The organism is Chryseobacterium sp. G0201 (genome assembly GCF_003815655.1).
Classification (GTDB): domain Bacteria; phylum Bacteroidota; class Bacteroidia; order Flavobacteriales; family Weeksellaceae; genus Chryseobacterium.
The window spans coordinates 1345761-1363065 of sequence record NZ_CP033917.1 but is presented as its reverse complement, the minus strand read 5'-3'; the positions used below and the strand labels follow the sequence as shown (position 1 = coordinate 1363065).

Annotated in this window: 17 protein-coding genes and 2 tRNA genes; 5 read left to right on the top strand and 14 right to left on the bottom strand. The window is 34.3% G+C overall.

The window, feature by feature from the left end; genetic code table 11:
* From EG348_RS06025 to EG348_RS06010, 4 genes are all read right to left on the bottom strand, one after another.
* Complete coding sequence (locus EG348_RS06025; RefSeq protein ID WP_123981569.1) at positions 1–1074, bottom strand: FAD-dependent monooxygenase; 1074 nt, start codon at positions 1072–1074, stop codon at positions 1–3.
* Positions 1075–1295: 221 nt separating this feature from the next.
* A complete protein-coding gene (locus tag EG348_RS06020) occupies positions 1296–2672 on the bottom strand; it encodes a tryptophanase (protein ID WP_123981567.1) in 1377 nt (458 codons plus the stop codon).
* Positions 2673–2761: 89 nt separating this feature from the next.
* Positions 2762–3379 (bottom strand): DUF502 domain-containing protein, encoded by a 618-nt coding sequence (locus EG348_RS06015; protein ID WP_123981565.1) that lies wholly within the window; start codon positions 3377–3379, stop codon positions 2762–2764.
* Between the two features lie 21 nt (positions 3380–3400).
* On the bottom strand, positions 3401–3979 hold the full coding sequence (locus tag EG348_RS06010; RefSeq protein WP_072409127.1) for a tRNA-(ms[2]io[6]A)-hydroxylase: 579 nt from the start codon (positions 3977–3979) through the stop codon (positions 3401–3403).
* Between the two features lie 155 nt (positions 3980–4134).
* Between EG348_RS06010 and EG348_RS06005 the strand changes: the two genes are divergently transcribed.
* Positions 4135–4377 carry a hypothetical protein gene (locus tag EG348_RS06005; RefSeq protein ID WP_123981563.1) on the top strand — a complete coding sequence of 81 codons (243 nt, stop codon included), beginning with the start codon at positions 4135–4137 and terminating at the stop codon, positions 4375–4377.
* Position 4378: 1 nt separating this feature from the next.
* Here EG348_RS06005 and EG348_RS06000 read toward each other — a convergent pair whose 3' ends face one another.
* Positions 4379–5470, bottom strand: coding sequence for an acyltransferase family protein (locus tag EG348_RS06000; RefSeq protein ID WP_123981561.1), 1092 nt, complete (start codon positions 5468–5470; stop codon positions 4379–4381).
* Positions 5471–5585: 115 nt separating this feature from the next.
* On the bottom strand, positions 5586–6473 hold the full coding sequence (locus EG348_RS05995; protein WP_123981559.1) for a metalloprotease: 888 nt from the start codon (positions 6471–6473) through the stop codon (positions 5586–5588).
* Positions 6474–6656: 183 nt separating this feature from the next.
* Here EG348_RS05995 and rplU point away from each other — a divergent pair, with 183 nt between their 5' ends.
* The 3 genes from rplU (at position 6657) to EG348_RS05980 (ending at position 8066) form a co-directional block, all read left to right on the top strand.
* Complete coding sequence (gene rplU / locus EG348_RS05990) at positions 6657–7232, top strand: 50S ribosomal protein L21 (RefSeq protein ID WP_072409112.1); 576 nt, start codon at positions 6657–6659, stop codon at positions 7230–7232.
* Between the two features lie 12 nt (positions 7233–7244).
* Positions 7245–7502, top strand: coding sequence for a 50S ribosomal protein L27 (gene rpmA / locus EG348_RS05985; RefSeq protein WP_034701234.1), 258 nt, complete (start codon positions 7245–7247; stop codon positions 7500–7502).
* A gap of 378 nt (positions 7503–7880) precedes the next feature.
* Complete coding sequence (locus EG348_RS05980; RefSeq protein WP_123981557.1) at positions 7881–8066, top strand: bacteriocin-like protein; 186 nt, start codon at positions 7881–7883, stop codon at positions 8064–8066.
* A 45-nt stretch (positions 8067–8111) separates the two neighbouring features.
* On the opposite strand, the gene EG348_RS05975 is transcribed toward EG348_RS05980, so the two are convergent.
* The 7 genes from EG348_RS05975 to EG348_RS05945 form a co-directional block, all read right to left on the bottom strand.
* Positions 8112–10637, bottom strand: coding sequence for a DUF5686 family protein (locus tag EG348_RS05975; RefSeq protein ID WP_123981555.1), 2526 nt, complete (start codon positions 10635–10637; stop codon positions 8112–8114).
* A 177-nt stretch (positions 10638–10814) separates the two neighbouring features.
* On the bottom strand, positions 10815–12728 hold the full coding sequence (locus tag EG348_RS05970; RefSeq protein ID WP_123981553.1) for a beta strand repeat-containing protein: 1914 nt from the start codon (positions 12726–12728) through the stop codon (positions 10815–10817).
* A gap of 173 nt (positions 12729–12901) precedes the next feature.
* Positions 12902–12975 (bottom strand) — tRNA-Asn (locus tag EG348_RS05965).
* A gap of 258 nt (positions 12976–13233) precedes the next feature.
* A complete protein-coding gene (locus tag EG348_RS05960) occupies positions 13234–13785 on the bottom strand; it encodes a GNAT family N-acetyltransferase (RefSeq protein ID WP_228414838.1) in 552 nt (183 codons plus the stop codon).
* Positions 13786–13927: 142 nt separating this feature from the next.
* Positions 13928–14001 (bottom strand) — tRNA-Asn (locus EG348_RS05955).
* Between the two features lie 81 nt (positions 14002–14082).
* A complete protein-coding gene (gene rseP, locus EG348_RS05950) occupies positions 14083–15438 on the bottom strand; it encodes an RIP metalloprotease RseP (protein ID WP_123981551.1) in 1356 nt (451 codons plus the stop codon).
* Between the two features lie 104 nt (positions 15439–15542).
* Positions 15543–15983, bottom strand: a complete 441-nt coding sequence (locus tag EG348_RS05945) for a DUF6646 family protein (RefSeq protein ID WP_123981549.1) — start codon at positions 15981–15983, stop codon at positions 15543–15545.
* 103 nt (positions 15984–16086) lie between these two features.
* Here EG348_RS05945 and EG348_RS05940 point away from each other — a divergent pair, with 103 nt between their 5' ends.
* Positions 16087–16839 (top strand): nitrilase-related carbon-nitrogen hydrolase, encoded by a 753-nt coding sequence (locus EG348_RS05940; protein WP_123985028.1) that lies wholly within the window; start codon positions 16087–16089, stop codon positions 16837–16839.
* Positions 16840–16982: 143 nt separating this feature from the next.
* On the opposite strand, the gene EG348_RS05935 is transcribed toward EG348_RS05940, so the two are convergent.
* Positions 16983–17282, bottom strand: a complete 300-nt coding sequence (locus EG348_RS05935) for a thioredoxin family protein (RefSeq protein WP_123981547.1) — start codon at positions 17280–17282, stop codon at positions 16983–16985.
* Positions 17283–17305 lie beyond the last annotated feature (23 nt).

Genomic DNA, 17305 nt, shown 5'->3' with positions numbered 1-17305 from the left:
TTATTTATAAGAGATTGGTAAAATATTTTCTGTTTGCTGGTCAAGCGGAAGCAAGAATTGTTCTAATAACATTCTTCCGTTTTTGATATGGATCTCGATTTCAGCTTTTCTTTCCTGTTCGTATTTTCTGAATGCCTGTTGCAGATCTTTTTCTTCAATTAAAAATTTAGTTAAAGCAAAAGAGTCTTTCAACGCTGAGGTGACTCCCTGACTTGTAAAAGGAATTAGTGGATGTGCTGCGTCACCGATAAACACTGTGTTGTCTTTATAAAATGGATTAAGTTTTTCAAGCTCATAAACCCTCCATAAATGCACGTTTTCATAACTGGATTCTTTTATAATTGATGAAACCAAAGGATTCCAATCATCAAAAATATCAAACATATATTCCTTTAAACGATCTACAGAGCATTCGTCATCAAATTGATATTTGATTGGATCAAACTGTGAATACCATAAAATTTTATCTTCAGAAAGTTTAAGGATTCCGAAGGTTAAACCGCCATTTTCGTGATGAAATTTCATGAAATTATTTTCAAGATGGTTGGCAATATCATTATTTTCAATGATATTTACAACTTCGTTTTCACGAACGGTATTCATTACTTCATTGGTGAATATTTGTCTTCTGATTCTGCTCTTTGATCCGTCGGAAACGATGATGATATCAGAATCAATAAATGAGCCGTCGGTTTCTTTTAATTTTTTGTTGTTAGAAAAAGTAATTGTTTTTTCATAGCTGATTTTTTCTTGAGGAATATTTTGGGATAAGATTTCAATTAATGAGCTTCTTGCTATTACGAAAACATTATTTAATGTTTTTTCTGCAATTTTTTCTCCTTTGTGCGAATACTGAATGTACTTTTTTAAAAAATTACCGTGTTTGAAGAGTTTCTCTTTGTCGACGATAAGGGACAATTGTTCAATGCCTTCTTGTGGCAATAAAAAACCGTGTCCTGTGGAATCGTCTTTTTTTCTTCTTTCGTAAATGTGGTAATCAATCTTGTGTTTTTCTAAGTAATTCGCCATGCTCAGACCGGAAATTCCAGCGCCAATGATAGCAATTTTGTTCATTTTCGGAATAAAGGGATTTCAAGTTAGTGTTTGAGTGATTTTTACTTAAAATTAAAGTAAATACAAATGTAGGTTAATTATATTCATTAATTTTACGTAATAAATAAAATATATTCTAAATATCTGATAAATAAGATGTAAAATTTAATAAATCTGTATTTTTTAAGAAGAGTACTTTAACGGATAAGAAATAAAAAACCGAGAACTAACTCGGTTTAATTTTATGCTTCTTCCAATTGCACTGTGAAGTGTCTCAGAAGTTCTGGCTCCCATGTTATTTTGTATCCTTTTGCAATGTCATCACGTCTTTCGTAAACATTTTTGATTGCAGCGGCAATATAATCCATGTGATTGTTTGTATACGTTCTTCTAGGAATCGCCAAACGTACCAATTCCAACTTAGGATAACGGTTTTCTCTTGTTTCAGGATCTCTGTCTGCCAATAAAGTTCCGATTTCTACAGTTCTGATTCCTGCTTCTTTGTAGATCTCAAGGCCTAAAGTTTGTGCTGGATATTCCGAACGTTCAACATTCGGTAAGAAATCTAAAGAATCAATAAAAACCGCGTGTCCACCGATTGGTTTCTGAACAGGAATTCCGTATTCAATTAATTTATGACCAAGATATTCAACCTGAGAAATTCTGCTTTCCAGATAAGCAAATTCTGTTGCTTCATCAAGACCAACAGCCAAAGCTGCCATGTCTCTTCCTGCCATTCCACCATAAGTAATGAAACCTTCGTAGATAATGGTGAAACTTGATGCTTTTCTGAAAACCTCTTCACTATTCAAAGCGATGAAACCTCCGATGTTTACCAATCCATCCTTTTTAGAACTCATTGTCATTCCGTCTCCATAAGAGAAAACTTCTTTGCAAATGTCTTTGATCGATCTGTTTTCCTGACCTTTTTCTCTTTTTTTGATGAAATAAGCGTTTTCTGCGAATCTTGCCGAGTCAAAGAAAACCGGAACTCCATACTTGTTGGAAAGTTCTCTTACCGCTTTCATGTTTTCTAAAGAAACAGGCTGTCCTCCAGAAGAGTTACATGTAATGGTAATTAAACAGAAAGGAATCTTTTCTTTTGGATGACTTTTATAAACTTCTTCCAGTTTTTCAAGATCGATATTTCCTTTGAATGGATGTAAATTATTAATATCAAAAGCCTCGTCAATCGTACAGTCGATCGCGTGTGCTTTTCTGAACTCGATGTGACCTTTTGTCGTATCAAAGTGAGAGTTCCCGGGAACTACATCACCATCTTTTACTAATACTGAAAATAAAACGTTCTCAGCAGCTCTTCCCTGGTGCGTAGGTAAAAGATATTTGAAACCTGTGATATCCTGTACAGTTTGGTGTAATTGCTCGAATGAACGAGAACCTGCATAGCTTTCGTCTCCTGTCATCAAGGCTCCCCATTGTCTGTCAGACATTGCTCCGGTTCCTGAATCTGTTAAAAGATCAATATAAACCTGTGAAGATTTTAGATTAAATAAATTATAGTTAGCGTCTTTTAGCCACTGCTCTCTCTCTTCTCTTGTTGATTGACGGATCTCTTCAATCATTTTAATGCGGAAAGGTTCCGCGTACGGTAAATTCATGAGTTAATTATTTATTAGATTGTTTGTAAAGAAAAATTGTTTGAAATAAATTCAAATTCATCATGTATATTTAAAAGAGTAAAAGAAACTTACTCTGGAGCTTTAAATATATTGTCGTCTGAATGGAAGCCTGCTACACCGCCACTTACAGCAAATTTCATTGCCGAAGCTGCGGTCATTCCCACTACAGGTTTGATGTTTTTTTCTTCAGTTACAATTACCCAGCCCGAAATAGCGTAAGAATGAGGAAGGTAAACGGCAACATAGTTGTGTTTGTCTACATCTTCCATTTCTTTTTGCGTTAAAAATCCGATTCTCCAGATCTCTGGGCTTTCATTTGTTTTTACCCAGACAGGATCGTTGAATTTTTTCTTGTCTCCTACAAATGAGGACATTACGTCTTTGGTTGGGGTGTAGATATGTTTTACACCGGGAGTTTTTTCAAGTAACCGATCCACCAAGTCGAAAAAGAATTTTCCGACAACGAATTTATTTCCTAAAAATCCTAGAAGAGCAGTAATTAAAATCGTTGAAATAAAGACCAGCCCCGGAATTTCTTTGGCAACAGACGGAATAATATTGTCAACAGACGTAACAACGTACCAAATGACAAAGATGGTAAGTCCGATTGGGCCAATAATCACCAATCCCTGAAAGAAATTTTTCAGAAAAAAATTAGTGATATTCTCGAAAGTTAATTTTTTCAACGTTTGTTTACTGTATTTATTTTAACCGTGTATTGTTTCTTTATTGCCGTATGATTTGATGATATTGGCTTCATATTCCAGCCATTCTTCCCAACGCTTGTTTACTTTTTCGGGATCTCCCAATTGTCTTGCAAAGCCTATAAATGTTGTATAATGATTTGCTTCTGAGATCATTAGTTCTCTGTAGAAAACGACAAGCTCTTCATCTTTAATGTTTTCTGTAAGTACTTTAAAACGTTCACAGCTTCTCGCTTCAATCATGGCAGCGAAAAGTAATTTATCAACAATTAAATCTTCTCGGCTTCCCTGAACGACAAATTTAGCCAATTCATTGACATAATCATCTTTTCTTGCTTTCCCAAAAACAAATCCTCTTTTCTTAATGATCTCGTGAACCTGACTAAAATGGTCAAGCTCTTCCTGAGCGATAGCAATAAGTTCTGTTACGATTTCCGGATGTTCAGGAAGCATATTGATCAAACTTATAGCGTTTGTTGTAGCTTTCTGCTCACACCAAGCATGATCGGTCAAAATTTCTCCGAGATTTCCTTCTGCAATATTTGCCCATCTTGGGTCGGTAAGAAGTTTCAACTTAAACATTGTATAAATTTTTTGTAAAATTAAAATAAATTGCGATAACTAAGAAGTTTTATTATTGTCTTGATTTTATAATTTTTATGTTGTTAATTAATTCATTTAAATTTTATGGTATTTTATTTGATATTATTAAAATATAATTAAAAATTTAAACCATCATGGAAACAATTACAATTTTAAAAAACAAATTAAACGGATTTCTTTCTCTTATTTTGACATTTGCTTTTTCTTGTTTTGCTTTTGCTCAGGAAAATTCTGCAAAAACGGCTGTAAGCACAAATGAAACTAAAACGACCACTACAACAGAATGGTATGCTGAACCTACTTATCTTATTATTGGAGCTGTTGTTTTAATTATTATTGTTGCTCTTTTAGTAAGAGGAGGAAGGAAAGGAGATTAATTTATTTAACTTCGGTTTTTCTTCTTAAGATCTCCAAAATATTCCAGCCAAAACTATCGACTTTCTTCAATCCTGCTGAAATAATAAATGCTAGAATGATATTAATGATATAAATTAATACCATTAAAATCCACCAAGGCATATTTTCTTTCAATGGAACAACGAGAAAATATACAAGTGATGAACTTAATCCTTGAGCGAAATAGAAAAAAATCGCGTTTTTCCCGATGTAGGTTACAAAATTCTCTTTAATAATTTTTAATCTGTTGTAAAAAACGAATAGGGTAGTCAAAGAAAATAGGCTCCATATTATATAAGGAATCTTTGGAGGGAATTTATTTTTATTGATTTTATAAAAAATTTCACTTCCATAATACCAAAACATCCAAGCTAATGCAAACGCAACAATCCCGTAAAGTACCGGAATCATCTTGGTTGGGATTGTTTTTCCGCGCATTCTGTTGGCAATTAAGAAAATAGCCATATAAAACGCTACATAACCAACTTGTCCTGTTGGATAAAACCAAGGAAAAATATTAAATAGTAAAGTTAAACCAATGCAAATCCCGATAAACCAATTGATGTGTTTTGGAAAGAATTTTAAAATTAAAACTCCAAAAACGGTTAAAATAAAATACACTTTCAAATACCAAAAACTTCCCATCACTACAGGAAAAGTGTCTGCATTTGTGTATTGATGAAGATACCAGTTTCCGAGATTTTGCCATTGTGGTTCCATAGAAATGCTTGTTGTAGCGTATTTTGAACCAAATGTTAAATAGAATTTCTGAAGCCATTCTAAAGAGAAAAAATTCAGCCCAAAAACTTTAAAAAAGTAATCTAAAAAGAACAAAAATGTTACAAAGATCATGTAGGTGATCTGTAATTTTAATAATCTGTAAAAAGTTTTCTCGATATTGTTGCCGGATGTAATTCCACTTAAAGCATAGAATAGAGCCACATCAAAAACCAAAGAAAATACTCTTACCTCGGCCGGAATATAAAATTGCCCTGACCAAAAAGCGGTATGAATAAATATAATGGAAAGCGTTGCCAGTCCTTTTGCAAAATCAATGTAGAGATCTCTATTCATTATTATATATGATAATCTTCAAAAGTAAATAAAGTTTAGGAATTATTTCTAATAAATAAAAAGAGGTAAAGCGAATCGTTTACCTCCTTTCTTTAAATATACTAAAAATGAATGTTTACTTAAGATCTTTAAACTCTTCAGCTGAAATTTCCCCAGTCTGAATTTTTCTTAATTCGTCTATATATTGACTCATATAAGCATCAATTTCAGGATTTCTGGTGTTTTTTGCCTGTTTGTAAGTTCCATTTAAAACTCCTTGATAGTAATAGAAGAAGTTATAATCAAAATCGGCAGCAGAAAGATTGTACTGTCCTAAAAGGAAGCCTAAACGAACTGCAGATCTTCTTTGTGGCGGAGTTCCGTGGTGTCCTGCACTTGTAGTCTGATAATCTCCAATGCTCTGAGCAAATTCGTAAGCTGCTGCAATTTGAGCAAATGTTGTTTGGTTGTAACCGTTTGGTCTTCTCAAATAATATCCTGCAAAACCGTCAGCTTCCAACTCATTTGGTCTTGCTGTAGATTCACTTACAGAAGGTAAATCGTAACGATACTGAAGCTGATGTCCGTACTCGTGAGCAAGAATCATGGCGTTTACAATATCGCCGCCTTTTGCTTTTGCATCATAATAAATGGCATATCCATAATAGATTTTTCCATTTGAGTATGAAATTGCATTGTACGTTGAATTTGGGTTTGATGCATCATCCACAAATCTGAAAGTTAAACTCGTTCCTCCCCAAAGGCTAATGATGTTAGACATCTGAGCATTCATGAAGTTGGTGTCAGTTGTTGTTTTAAGAACAGTTTTCAAAACCGCACTTGAGCTCCAGTACTGATCAACATAGGAACATTGCTTTTGCATATCTCCGGGTTGTTCGATTTTTGAAGTTTCAGTTTGAGATTCCGGAAGAACGCTGTCTTCCATTTTGTCGTCGTTACATGCTGTCAGTGAGAATGCAGCAATTGCTCCTGCTATTAAGCAGAAATTAAAGTTCATTTTCATATAAAATATTTTTTGGTGAAAACGAAGGTATAAAATAATCTGTTATGAACGAGCAAATTAATGTTAAAAATTATTCAAAGCATAGTGAAATGTTTATCTTGTAAAAAAGATTGATTTGATTATAAGGTAATTAAAAATTAATTCTTATATTTGCACCTCGAATTAACTAAAAATTTATAAACAATGTTTGCAATTGTAGAAATAGCAGGGCTTCAATACAAAGTTGAGCAAGACCAGAAGTTGTTTGTAAACCGTTTGAAAGGAGAAAAAGGAGATAAAGTATCTTTCGATAAGATTCTTCTTACTGTAAACGGTTCAATCACTGTTGGCGCCCCAGCTGTAAGCGGTATCGTAGTAGATGCTGAAATTTTAGATCATGTAAAAGCTGATAAAGTAATCGTTTTCAAAAAGAAAAGAAGAAAAGGTTATCAGGTGAAAAATGGTCACAGACAATCTTTAACTCAAATTCAAATCACTGGTATCACTGGTTTTGAAGGAGCACCAAAGAAAGCTGCTAAAAAAGAAACTGTGAAAGCTGAAGTTCTTTCAGACAACGCAACTGTTAACTTTAGTGAAGATCACGAGTTGAACTATCACTTGAAGAAAAACAACTTGTCTCAGTCTAAAGAAAACAGAGAAACTTTAATTACTTTAGGTAAAGCAGTTAAAGTTGAATTAGAGAAAACTGTTCTTACTCACGAAGAAGTAGATGCTGCTATCGTTAAGAACATTGATCAATTTAAAGCACTTAATAAATAATACTGTAATAAAATGGCACACAAGAAAGGAGTCGGTAGTTCCAAGAACGGTAGAGAATCTCACTCTAAAAGATTAGGTGTGAAGATCTTCGGAGGACAAGAAGCTATTGCCGGAAACATTATTATCAGACAAAGAGGTACGCAACACCACCCAGGTACTAACGTGGGAATGGGTAAAGACCACACTTTGTTTGCTCTAGTAGACGGTAAAGTAGTTTTCAGAAAGAAAGCAAATAACAGATCTTTCGTATCTGTAGAACCAAACGCATAATTATTTAAGCGTTTTATAAAAGTTAATCCTCGGCCTTTGGTCGGGGATTTTTTTGTTTGAAGCAATTGATTACATCGAAAAGCATCTTTATTTAAAGCTTTTTCCTGCTTTCCGCACTCGCTATTTTTCCAGTTTTTGGCAGCGACGGCAAAGCCGCCGCAGCCAAAACCTGGAAAAATGAGCTCAAACAAATGCTTCAATCAGGGCTAGGGCTGTTGTCGTGTTTTTAAATATTTGTAAAATCTACAAAGTTTGTCATCCTATAAGAATCTGAATCTTCCAGATTATTTTCAATGTCTTTTTTAGTTAATGATGTAAAGAATAATTTTCTTAAATTTCCAATGTTTAATTAAAGCATCAAACTAAATATTAATCATTATGAAAAATTTAAAGAAAATCAACAGAGGACAACTTAAAAGTGTAATGGGAGGAGCACTTCCGGGAAAAGATTGTTTGCCATGTGATGTGTATTGCAAGATCCCGGAAGGTGAAAGACCATCTTGTAACATAGTCTATATTGTAGCTCATTGTAACAGCTGCAAAGGTTATCCATCAGAATCTTAACAAAAAAAATCTCCTTTATCATTGTAAAGGAGATTTATATTTTATTTAAAAACCGACTTGGAATCCTGCTTTGATCCCGAATTTGGAAATATCCGGTCTGTCGAGATAATTGCCACGCCAGTTGAAATCTACTCTGAAAATTCTTAAGTTCCCGAAACCGATGTTCTCGATCCCGAAACCATATTCATAATAAACATGCTCGCTCGGAGCAGAATATTTAAAGCCTTCAACATTGATCGATTTTGAGGCATCGCTTAATGTTCCGTAAGCACCTCTGATGAAAGCAACTTCTCTTAATTTCAATTTTTTAATTAAAGGGATATAAGAAAGTATTTTTCCGTTAAAATGATGTTCTAAATGTAGTGTTGTATAAGTATCTGCAACAAATTCATAATAATTAAGCTGTGCAAAAGTATTTCCAACCAAGCTGTAAGACTGGTTTCCAGGAATAACATTCTGTAAAGCCAATGGAACGGTGTTGAAGTTTTTACCCGCTTCAAAATTAATTAACGTTTTACCCCAACTTCCTATCAAAAGAGGTTTGTAGAACATGAATTGAAGCTTATTATAGTTAAAATCTGCATTAAAGAGACCTTCGATACCTCTCGTATACTTTAAAACGATTGTTGGCGCTAAAGTTCCATGCTCGTATCTGTCGACGCCGGTCTGAGAAAACTTTGCTCCCGGTCTTGCAATCAAACTAATCGTAACGTGAGAGTCATTAAGTGTTTTTCTTAGATCACCATTTCTGTAATACATTAGACTAAATCCGTCCGGGTTGGCAGATTTAATGCTTTGCATTGTTCCGTCAACACGAATTTGGAAGTTTTTCCAAGGCTCAATGGATGTGAATATGTTTGTTTGATTTAATGAGCTTAATGAAGCATTTTCTCCTCTTGCAAAAACTGTAGATGAAGCAAATGAACGAGCCATGATACCGTCATCGGTTGTCAACTGAACACCAAGTTGCAGAATGTCTCTTCGGTTTCCACCTCCGATCATAAATCTGTTGACTCTGTTGAACATGTATCGACCTTCAACACCATATTTAACCTGTTGATCTTTAAATCCGTACGCTGTATAAAACTGAATTCTCCACGGGTCATTTTGCCCAAAATAGGTTCTTGCTCCCAATCTTATTCTATCTCCTTCAACTTCATTTTTTCCGTAAATTGAGAATATTGGACCAATATCTATTCCTTTAAATGCATTGTAATAGCCGGAAGCCAAGGTCTCATAAATTTTTACAATTCTGTTGAATTTTGGTGTTTGCTGAAGCTTATCAAGCATTTCGTAAACTCCCTGTTCGCTTTTAGATAAAGAGTCTGGTCTGGCTTTTACCCAATAAGCATCATCTTTATCAACAAAATTATTTTCATATTCTTCTTCTCTGCGTACAAAAACTTTATCTTCTAAAGGCTTATTAAATTCATAATTTGAATAATCTACAGATCTTTTAGCAATGATGCTTTTTGATGTTTTTTTCTTGGCAAAAGGGGTTAGTTCGATCTCTGTGACGAATTTTTTAGGTAGAAAAGTATTCTCGTCAGGATTATCATATTCAAGTTCCGTTGAAATTGAATTAATGAAATTCACATTGATTTTTTGAGTCGATTTTAAAGTTGCTCCCAAAACTGCATAGCTGTCTGTATCTATATAAAGATATCCTTGGAAAGCTAAAACCTCAGTTCTTTTGGGTAAATATCTTATTTTGTAGGCATTTTCTCCACGGATTGAGATCGTATCTACTAAGTTATAATCGTAAGTGCTAAAACCGGTTTCTCCAACCGGACTCGGAAATCCTATATCAAAATAATTGATCGTATTATCGTAAATATTAATATCGCGATAAAGATTTTTTGCAGTAATCGAAATTACCTGATTGTCCTGAAAACCAGAAGTTTTCTGAGCAACTAAAAGTCTTTTTGTTCTTTTGTCGGGTTTGTTTTTTCCAAAGTTTTCATAAATAGATTCATTTAAGAAAATAGGAAGTCCTATTTTTCCACTTGCAGTAGAATCTGCATAATCGAATATAAAATCTAATTTATTGAAGATTTTTTTACTCATAAAAGCACTATCCAGGTTGTTGGCATCAAACTGAATTTTTTCGTATTCTTTGTAAGTATAAGTATCGAATTTATCTAAACCGTTATTTCTTTTTCTTTTCCAGACTTCCTGCATGATTGCGTAAGCCGGATTTTCCTTTTTATTCTTGTATTTTGGTTTTTCGTTGTGAATAACAACCTCCTGTATACTTTCTACTTTTTCCTGAGCTAGTTTTACAAAAAGATTGTTGGCATTTTCAGTAGTAATATCTACGGTTTCCAGAGCGTAGTTTTTTCTCAGAAATTTTAATTTATAAATAATACTGTCTGACTGCACACTGAAATTTCCTGTAGTTGTCGTGAGAGCGGGTTTGTTGTTCTCATTGATAAAGATATCTACACCGTTGATTTCTTTATTTGTTTTAGCATCTAAAATTTTACCATTTGCTGAGTTCTGGCCACAGACAAGACCTGTAAAAAATAGGAAAAAAGAGAAATAATAATATTTGGAGTTATTAATTGACATTTGTTGTTTCTTCAAGCATTTAGCATAAACAAAAAGTATGCTGTTTATTTGTAAAATATTAAAAATTAAAAAGATTTTCGTAAATAAATACAAAACTGCAAAGTTAACAAAAATAACGCCATCAAAATGATGGCGTTATAGTTATTAATTTGTTAAAATGATAAAATTTCAGATAAGTTATCTCTGTAATTCTGCAAAGATGTATCCTTGAGCTGCTGCCCCAGGTAAACTATCTCCATCCGCAACATGAAAATTAATCCTGTAAAACGTTTTATCGGTATAAGAAAAGTAATTAAATTGGGCATGGCCATCCTGCACACAGTTGACAGGAATATTGGCTATGTCTGTAAAGGTAGTTGTGATTGTAAGAGGTGTTGTCGGTATTAAAGCATTGCTGGCAGCTGTTTGGGAAGACGTGCTTGTAGAGTGCATGATTCCGATATTGTTAGTCCCGGTGGTAGATCTTACTTGTACAAATGTATTGGTGCTTGTACAAGTTGTTGAATTATATCTTAGCTGGATTCCGCCCAAAGTTAGGAGAGAATTTGTAGCAGAGTTTGCATCTACGTTAAAGGATTTAAAACTTGTAGATAAAGAACTTTGTACTACTACATTTCCACTAGCATCAATTCCTAATGGTGATGTATTTGCTGTTGGTGGTGTAGTGCTGTTGATATTGGTGAATTTTAAACCTGAAGTATTAGCTGTTCCGGAGGATATCTCCACTCTTGCTGTTGGGTTTGAAGTTCCTATTCCTACATATCCGGTGTTAGGTTTTATTCTTAAACGTTCATTTAAAGTTGATCCGGTAGAATTTCCTATGTAGAAATCTTCCTCACTGCCGTTTGTAGCTGTTGCTCCTGTACGGATAGATCCTACGCCCCAGTTTGCACCGCCAGAGGTAGGTCCGCTATTTGTAAATCCTAAAAGCGAATAATTCCCGGTAGCAAGAGCAGAAGTATTTCTCAGTGCTATAATTCCGTATTGATTGGTTTCTGCAGGAGCATCAAATATATTGTATCTATTTGATTCTGCTGTGGTTGCTGAAACATGAAGTCTCGTTAATGGGGTAGATATCCCGATTCCGACGTTGGCGGTAAGCGTGCTTATGTTAGTGGATAAATTGTTGGCAAAAATAGCATTACCTATATTCATTTGATTGTCTCCGGTTGGATTTGGAAGAACGCGGTTGTGCCCTATTATTATATTTCTGTTTCCGCTGGTAAAAGCGCTTCCTCCATCTCCAGCAGCTGTATTTCCTGCTCCATCACCAATAGCTATATTTGCGTTACCACCTGTAAAACCAATTAATGTACTGTTGCCAATAGCTACGTTGAAACCACCTGATGCTAAACTTGAATTACTCATTGAATTGAACCCTACAGCCACGTTACCTCCGCCTCCGGTTAATGCTGTAAGTGCACCATAGCCTAACGCTGTATTTTGCAGGCCTGTAGTGTTAGCTCGTAAAGCCTGATATCCAACTGCCGTATTTTGAGCTCCTGTAGTGTTTGAAGTTAAGGCCTGGTAGCCAAAAGCGCTCCCGCCAAGTCCTGTTGAAACAGACAGCGCTCCCCCTCCAAATGCTGTAGCAAAGAAAGCTGGAGATGTTTGTGGCAGAGATCCTACTCCAAAAGAAGTATTCAGGGTTCCTAAAAAACCCGATGCCACATTATTTCTTCTGAACACTACATTTTGGTTATCAATAGTTCCGATGAAATTAATGGACTGATTTGTCCCCGTGTTTCCTAAAAGATGCCAGTCGTTATTCGTTGGAGTTGAGATTATGGCAACCCATTTCGTGCCGTCAAAAAAATAAAAACCAACCGAAGAAACATCTTGAGTTGTTCCAGTTTGGTCTCCTGTTGAAATATCATTAATATAAACAAGATTGGAAGTTGTTATTCCGGTCATTAGCTGCGCTCTTCCTCTGTCAATTCTTGGGATAACAATACCATCAGTGGTGGTTGCGGGTCCTGAAGGATTTTTTGCAGTAATGTCTAATGTTGATGTCGGAGCAGTGTTATTAATTCCTACTTGTGCCGATAAAGCTAAGGGAATAAGTCCAGAAATTAAAAGTATTTTTTTCATAATAAATTGATTTGGGTTTAACTTCGTCAATTTACGAAAGAAATTTTGTTAATTTAACACAGGTTAGTTAAATTTTAGTTAATAATTCTTATAGATAATAAGATTATTGTATTAATAAAGAAAATTAAAGTGATTTAAAATAAAAAAGACTTACAGAAATGTAAGTCTTTTTGCTCCTCCTCTTGGGCTCGAACCAAGGACCCTCTGATTAACAGTCAGATGCTCTAACCAGCTGAGCTAAGGAGGAATTTTCCGTTGTTTTAGTGATGCAAATATAATATGAATATTAATATGAAGCAAGTGCTAGAAGCAAATTATAGCAGAAAAACTGAATTTTTATTTAATGATTTTTATTTTATTTAATGAAGAAAAGAGCAAGACGTTTTTATCTGTCTATTTTTCAGTATTTTGAAGTTATAGCCAGGGATGGATTGATAGAAGTGAAAAAATAATATATATATTAAATTTCCTTAAAAATAATTTTTTTAACCGATCTTTTTGCCACTTAAACTGGAAAAACTACCAATTGGAAGGTTTCATCTTTATAATTAAAAGGAGTTAAGGCCGTCATTCCTAAACCTTCAACATGAACAGCAAGAGAATGTGGGTTTTTATCATTGATGAATGCTGTTCCCAAATCATAATCTTTTTTAGTAAAATCTTTTACAGCCGCAAATAGCTTTTTCAAGATTCCTTTTCCTCTCCAATTAGAATTTATTAACACAGGACCATAAATAAACACTCGATAATCTGTCAATCTTTTATTATTAAATATTTGTTTCGGAAAACTTTCATGCATCGCTTTTACAACAGGATGCTCTGGTAGAGGATTGGTTGTTGTAAGACATACAAATCCTGCTAGCCTATTATCTTCAGTAGCAACTAAAACACCTAAGTTTTTATTGATGTCATCCAGTGTTTCTTCTGTCATGCTTGAAATCACAAATCCTTGCTTCTTTTCCTCTTCTGTTAATTGATCCGGAGTGTTGGCGTTTTGTAATTCGATAATAGCCGAATAATCATTGGGTACAGCTTGTCTTACAATTATTGAACTCATTTTTTTATGTACAAGATATTATTTTCTAAGGTTTTTTTTAAAATAAAAAGAAGTGAGTTTATCTATATTGAGTGTTGAGAAGATTTCAATTGTATACAAAAAAAAGAGTTACAAAATGTTTTGTAACTCTTCTTAGCTTTCGCTCCTCCTCTTGGGCTCGAACCAAGGACCCTCTGATTAACAGTCAGATGCTCTAACCAACTGAGCTAAGGAGGAATGTCCTTATTTTTAAGTGGTGCAAATATAGGACGAATATTTATACCAGACAAATATTTTTTAAAAATATTTTAAATATTTCTATAGTTTTCCTGTGAATATTTTGAAGATATCACTTCCAAAGATCAGTAACATTAAGCCTAACAGGAAGATAACACCAATCATTTGTGCGTTCTCTAAAACCTTTTGAGGTACTGGTTTTCCTACAATTATTTCATATAAAGTAAAAATAACGTGTCCACCATCCAATCCCGGGATAGGAATTAAGTTCAGAAATGCTAACCAAACAGAGAACATTGCTGTAAAGCTCCAGAAAGCCGGCCAGTTAATTGAGATGCTTCCATCTGTAGCTTTATTTACAGGCATATTCTTTACGATAGCAATTGGCCCACCAACGTTTTTATATCCTTGAACTTTTGAGTTAAACATAATTTTGAACTGCTTAACCTGCATTGTTAATGCTTCAATCGTTCTTGTAAATCCTCTAGGAATAGATTCTCCGAGAGAATATTGTTTATTGGTAGTAATTGATTTAGCAAGATCTTTAGTCGCAATTTGTACGCCTAATTTTCCGTTTTTATCAACTGAAACTGTAGGAATTGTTTGAACCGCTCCGTTTCTTTCAACCTCTACAGAAATTACTTTTCCTTTATTTTGACTTAAAACAGAACTTACCTGATCAAAGAAAGAAACTTTCTGACCATTAATTCCAACAACTTTATCACCAACAGCCAAGCCAGATGCTTTAGATGAAGGCGTTGCCAAAGAATCAATAACCATTGGCATTCTTGGGCTGATGTATAGTTTTGCTTCTTTTTGTTTAAGAACTTCTGCGACACCATCCGTATTTACCGGGAAAGTAACTTCTTTACCATCTCTTAAAACAGTTACATTATCACCTAAAAGGATGTTAATGGAAGCATTTTCTAGTCTTTCGTTTGGTTTTCCGTCGATGCTGATGATTTTATCACCATTTTGGAAACCCATTTTTCTACCAGCCTCCGTTACTTCAACTCCGTTTTCAAACTTTGTAAGATCTGTATATGTTTCTCCGTTAAAAAGAGATAAACAGCTGTAAATTAACCAAGCCAAGAAAAAGTTTACCGTAACTCCACCCAACATAATAATTAATCTCTGCCAAGCCGGTTTTGCTCTGAATTCCCAAGGTTGAGCAGGTTGCTTCAATTGCTCGGTATCCATACTTTCGTCTACCATTCCGGCAATTTTCACATAACCTCCGAAAGGAAGCCATCCGATACCGTATTCTGTTTCACCGATTTTTTTCTTTGCTATTGAGAACCATGGATCAAAAAACAGATAGAATTTTTCCACCTTGGTTTTAAAGTATTTTGCGGGTAAAAAGTGTCCAAGCTCATGAAGAACCACTAAAATAGAGATGCTTAAGATAAACTGGAAAATCTTGATTGCTAATTCCATTAATAAAATTTAGATTTAATTTGCAAAGGTAACAATTATCAAAACTATGCCAAACAAAAAAGCCTCTCGAAACGAGAAGCTTTGTCATATATTCAGACTATTTTCTACAAATTAAGCGAAACTCCGAGACTGCCATTGTTTCCTACTTCTGCAAATACCCCGATTTTCTCTGTGAAAAAGTATCTTGCACCAATGTGAGCGCCGATTCCGAAGTCTTTTCCAAGAACTCCCACATCTACACCAGGATAAATGTCTAATTTTTCTGGCAGATCTAACGCTTCATGCAAGTGAAAATTCAATCTTCCGAAGATAAAAACTCTATTATCTTTATCATCATCTTTATATCCACTAAAATAAGCATTCAAACCTCCTCCGACTGAAATCAATTTATTTAAACCATAATCATAAGTTCCTGTAATTCCTGTTCCGTATCCCCAAGCACTCAATCCCAATTGAACTTTTTGATCTCCTCTTCCGGTGTAGGCCTGTGCGTTTACTAAGGCGCCACCCAATACTAACATAAACATAAAAACCAATTTCTTCATAAATTTTACTTTTTCGATGTTATTACTAAAAAATATCCGCATCAAAAATAGAACCGAAATCAACGGAAAATCGTATTTTTATGGAAGTTATTTAACAAAGTTTATGAAGATCGCAGGGTTAAATTTAGATATCATCTGGAAAAATAAAGATGGAAATTTTCAATTGATTGAAAAGGAATTAGAAAATATTGAAGCCGATTTATTTCTTTTACCGGAAATGTTTTCAACAGGTTTTTGCATGGATGCATCTGAAGTATCAGACAGAAATGGAGAATCTTTAGCATTTTTAATGAAATTGTCTAAAGAAAAGAATGCTGCATTTTGTGGAAGCGCTCCTGTGGAAGAGAACGGGAATTTCTATAACAGAATGTATTTCGTTCAGCCGGATTCAGAAGTTATTTTTTACGATAAAAGACATTTGTTTTCTTTTTCTGGAGAGGATAAAGTCTACACTCCCGGAAAGGAAAGGGTGATTGTTAATTATAAAGGAATACGATTTTTGCTGCAGGTTTGTTATGACCTTCGTTTTCCTGTTTTTGCGAGAAATAATGATGATTATGATGCAATTTTGTACGTTGCCAACTGGCCTGAAAAAAGAGTAGGAGCTTGGGAACATCTTCTAAAAGCGAGAGCGATTGAGAATTTATCTTTTGTTTTTGGTTTAAATAGAGTAGGAACCGATGGAAATGATCTTTTTTATCAGGAAAGTTCGCATTGTTTTTTCGCGGATGGAAAAGAAATTTCTGCGAAAAATGGAAATATCATTTCTGCAGAATTAGATATGAATGAATTAAATGATTTCAGAAAGCATTTTCAGTTTTTGAATGATAGAGATTCTTTTTCAATTGAATTTTAAGTTATTATTGACCACGGATTTTCGCAAATTTGCACAGATATTTATGTATAATTTTTAATAAATAAATACTAAAGCGCAAACATATGTGCAAATCCGTGTAATCTGTGGTTTAAAATAAAAAAAAACTGTGAAAAATCACAGTTCTATTCATATTGTTTTAAAAGTTGAGTCAACGTATTCACATCATGTACGCCACTTTCTTTCCAGAGTAATTCTCCGTTTTTGAAGATGGCTAACGTCGGAACTCCGCGCACGCCGTATTGAGAGGCAATAGCAGGATATTGATCAACATCTATTTTTATAATTCTGGCTGCTTGGCCTACATTTTCTTTAACCGTATTTAAAACCGAAGACTGAACTTTACATGGCTGACACCAGGTTGCAAAAAAGTCTATCAATACCGGTCTTTCGGATTCAATAAGTTCTTGAAATTTTTGTGACATAGTTTTTGGTTTTAGTTAAAAGT

Coding starts and splice junctions, on each gene's coding strand:
- EG348_RS06025 (WP_123981569.1), bottom strand. CDS start 1,074: ATGAACAAAATTGCTATCATTGGCGCTGGAATTTCCGGTCTGAGCATG.
- EG348_RS06020 (WP_123981567.1), bottom strand. CDS start 2,672: ATGAATTTACCGTACGCGGAACCTTTCCGCATTAAAATGATTGAAGAG.
- EG348_RS06010 (WP_072409127.1), bottom strand. CDS start 3,979: ATGTTTAAGTTGAAACTTCTTACCGACCCAAGATGGGCAAATATTGCA.
- EG348_RS06005 (WP_123981563.1), top strand. CDS start 4,135: ATGGAAACAATTACAATTTTAAAAAACAAATTAAACGGATTTCTTTCT.
- EG348_RS06000 (WP_123981561.1), bottom strand. CDS start 5,470: ATGAATAGAGATCTCTACATTGATTTTGCAAAAGGACTGGCAACGCTT.
- EG348_RS05995 (WP_123981559.1), bottom strand. CDS start 6,473: ATGAAAATGAACTTTAATTTCTGCTTAATAGCAGGAGCAATTGCTGCA.
- rplU (WP_072409112.1), top strand. CDS start 6,657: ATGTTTGCAATTGTAGAAATAGCAGGGCTTCAATACAAAGTTGAGCAA.
- rpmA (WP_034701234.1), top strand. CDS start 7,245: ATGGCACACAAGAAAGGAGTCGGTAGTTCCAAGAACGGTAGAGAATCT.
- EG348_RS05980 (WP_123981557.1), top strand. CDS start 7,881: ATGAAAAATTTAAAGAAAATCAACAGAGGACAACTTAAAAGTGTAATG.
- EG348_RS05975 (WP_123981555.1), bottom strand. CDS start 10,637: ATGTCAATTAATAACTCCAAATATTATTATTTCTCTTTTTTCCTATTT.
- EG348_RS05970 (WP_123981553.1), bottom strand. CDS start 12,728: ATGAAAAAAATACTTTTAATTTCTGGACTTATTCCCTTAGCTTTATCG.
- EG348_RS05960 (WP_228414838.1), bottom strand. CDS start 13,785: ATGAGTTCAATAATTGTAAGACAAGCTGTACCCAATGATTATTCGGCT.
- rseP (WP_123981551.1), bottom strand. CDS start 15,438: ATGGAATTAGCAATCAAGATTTTCCAGTTTATCTTAAGCATCTCTATT.
- EG348_RS05945 (WP_123981549.1), bottom strand. CDS start 15,983: ATGAAGAAATTGGTTTTTATGTTTATGTTAGTATTGGGTGGCGCCTTA.
- EG348_RS05940 (WP_123985028.1), top strand. CDS start 16,087: ATGAAGATCGCAGGGTTAAATTTAGATATCATCTGGAAAAATAAAGAT.
- EG348_RS05935 (WP_123981547.1), bottom strand. CDS start 17,282: ATGTCACAAAAATTTCAAGAACTTATTGAATCCGAAAGACCGGTATTG.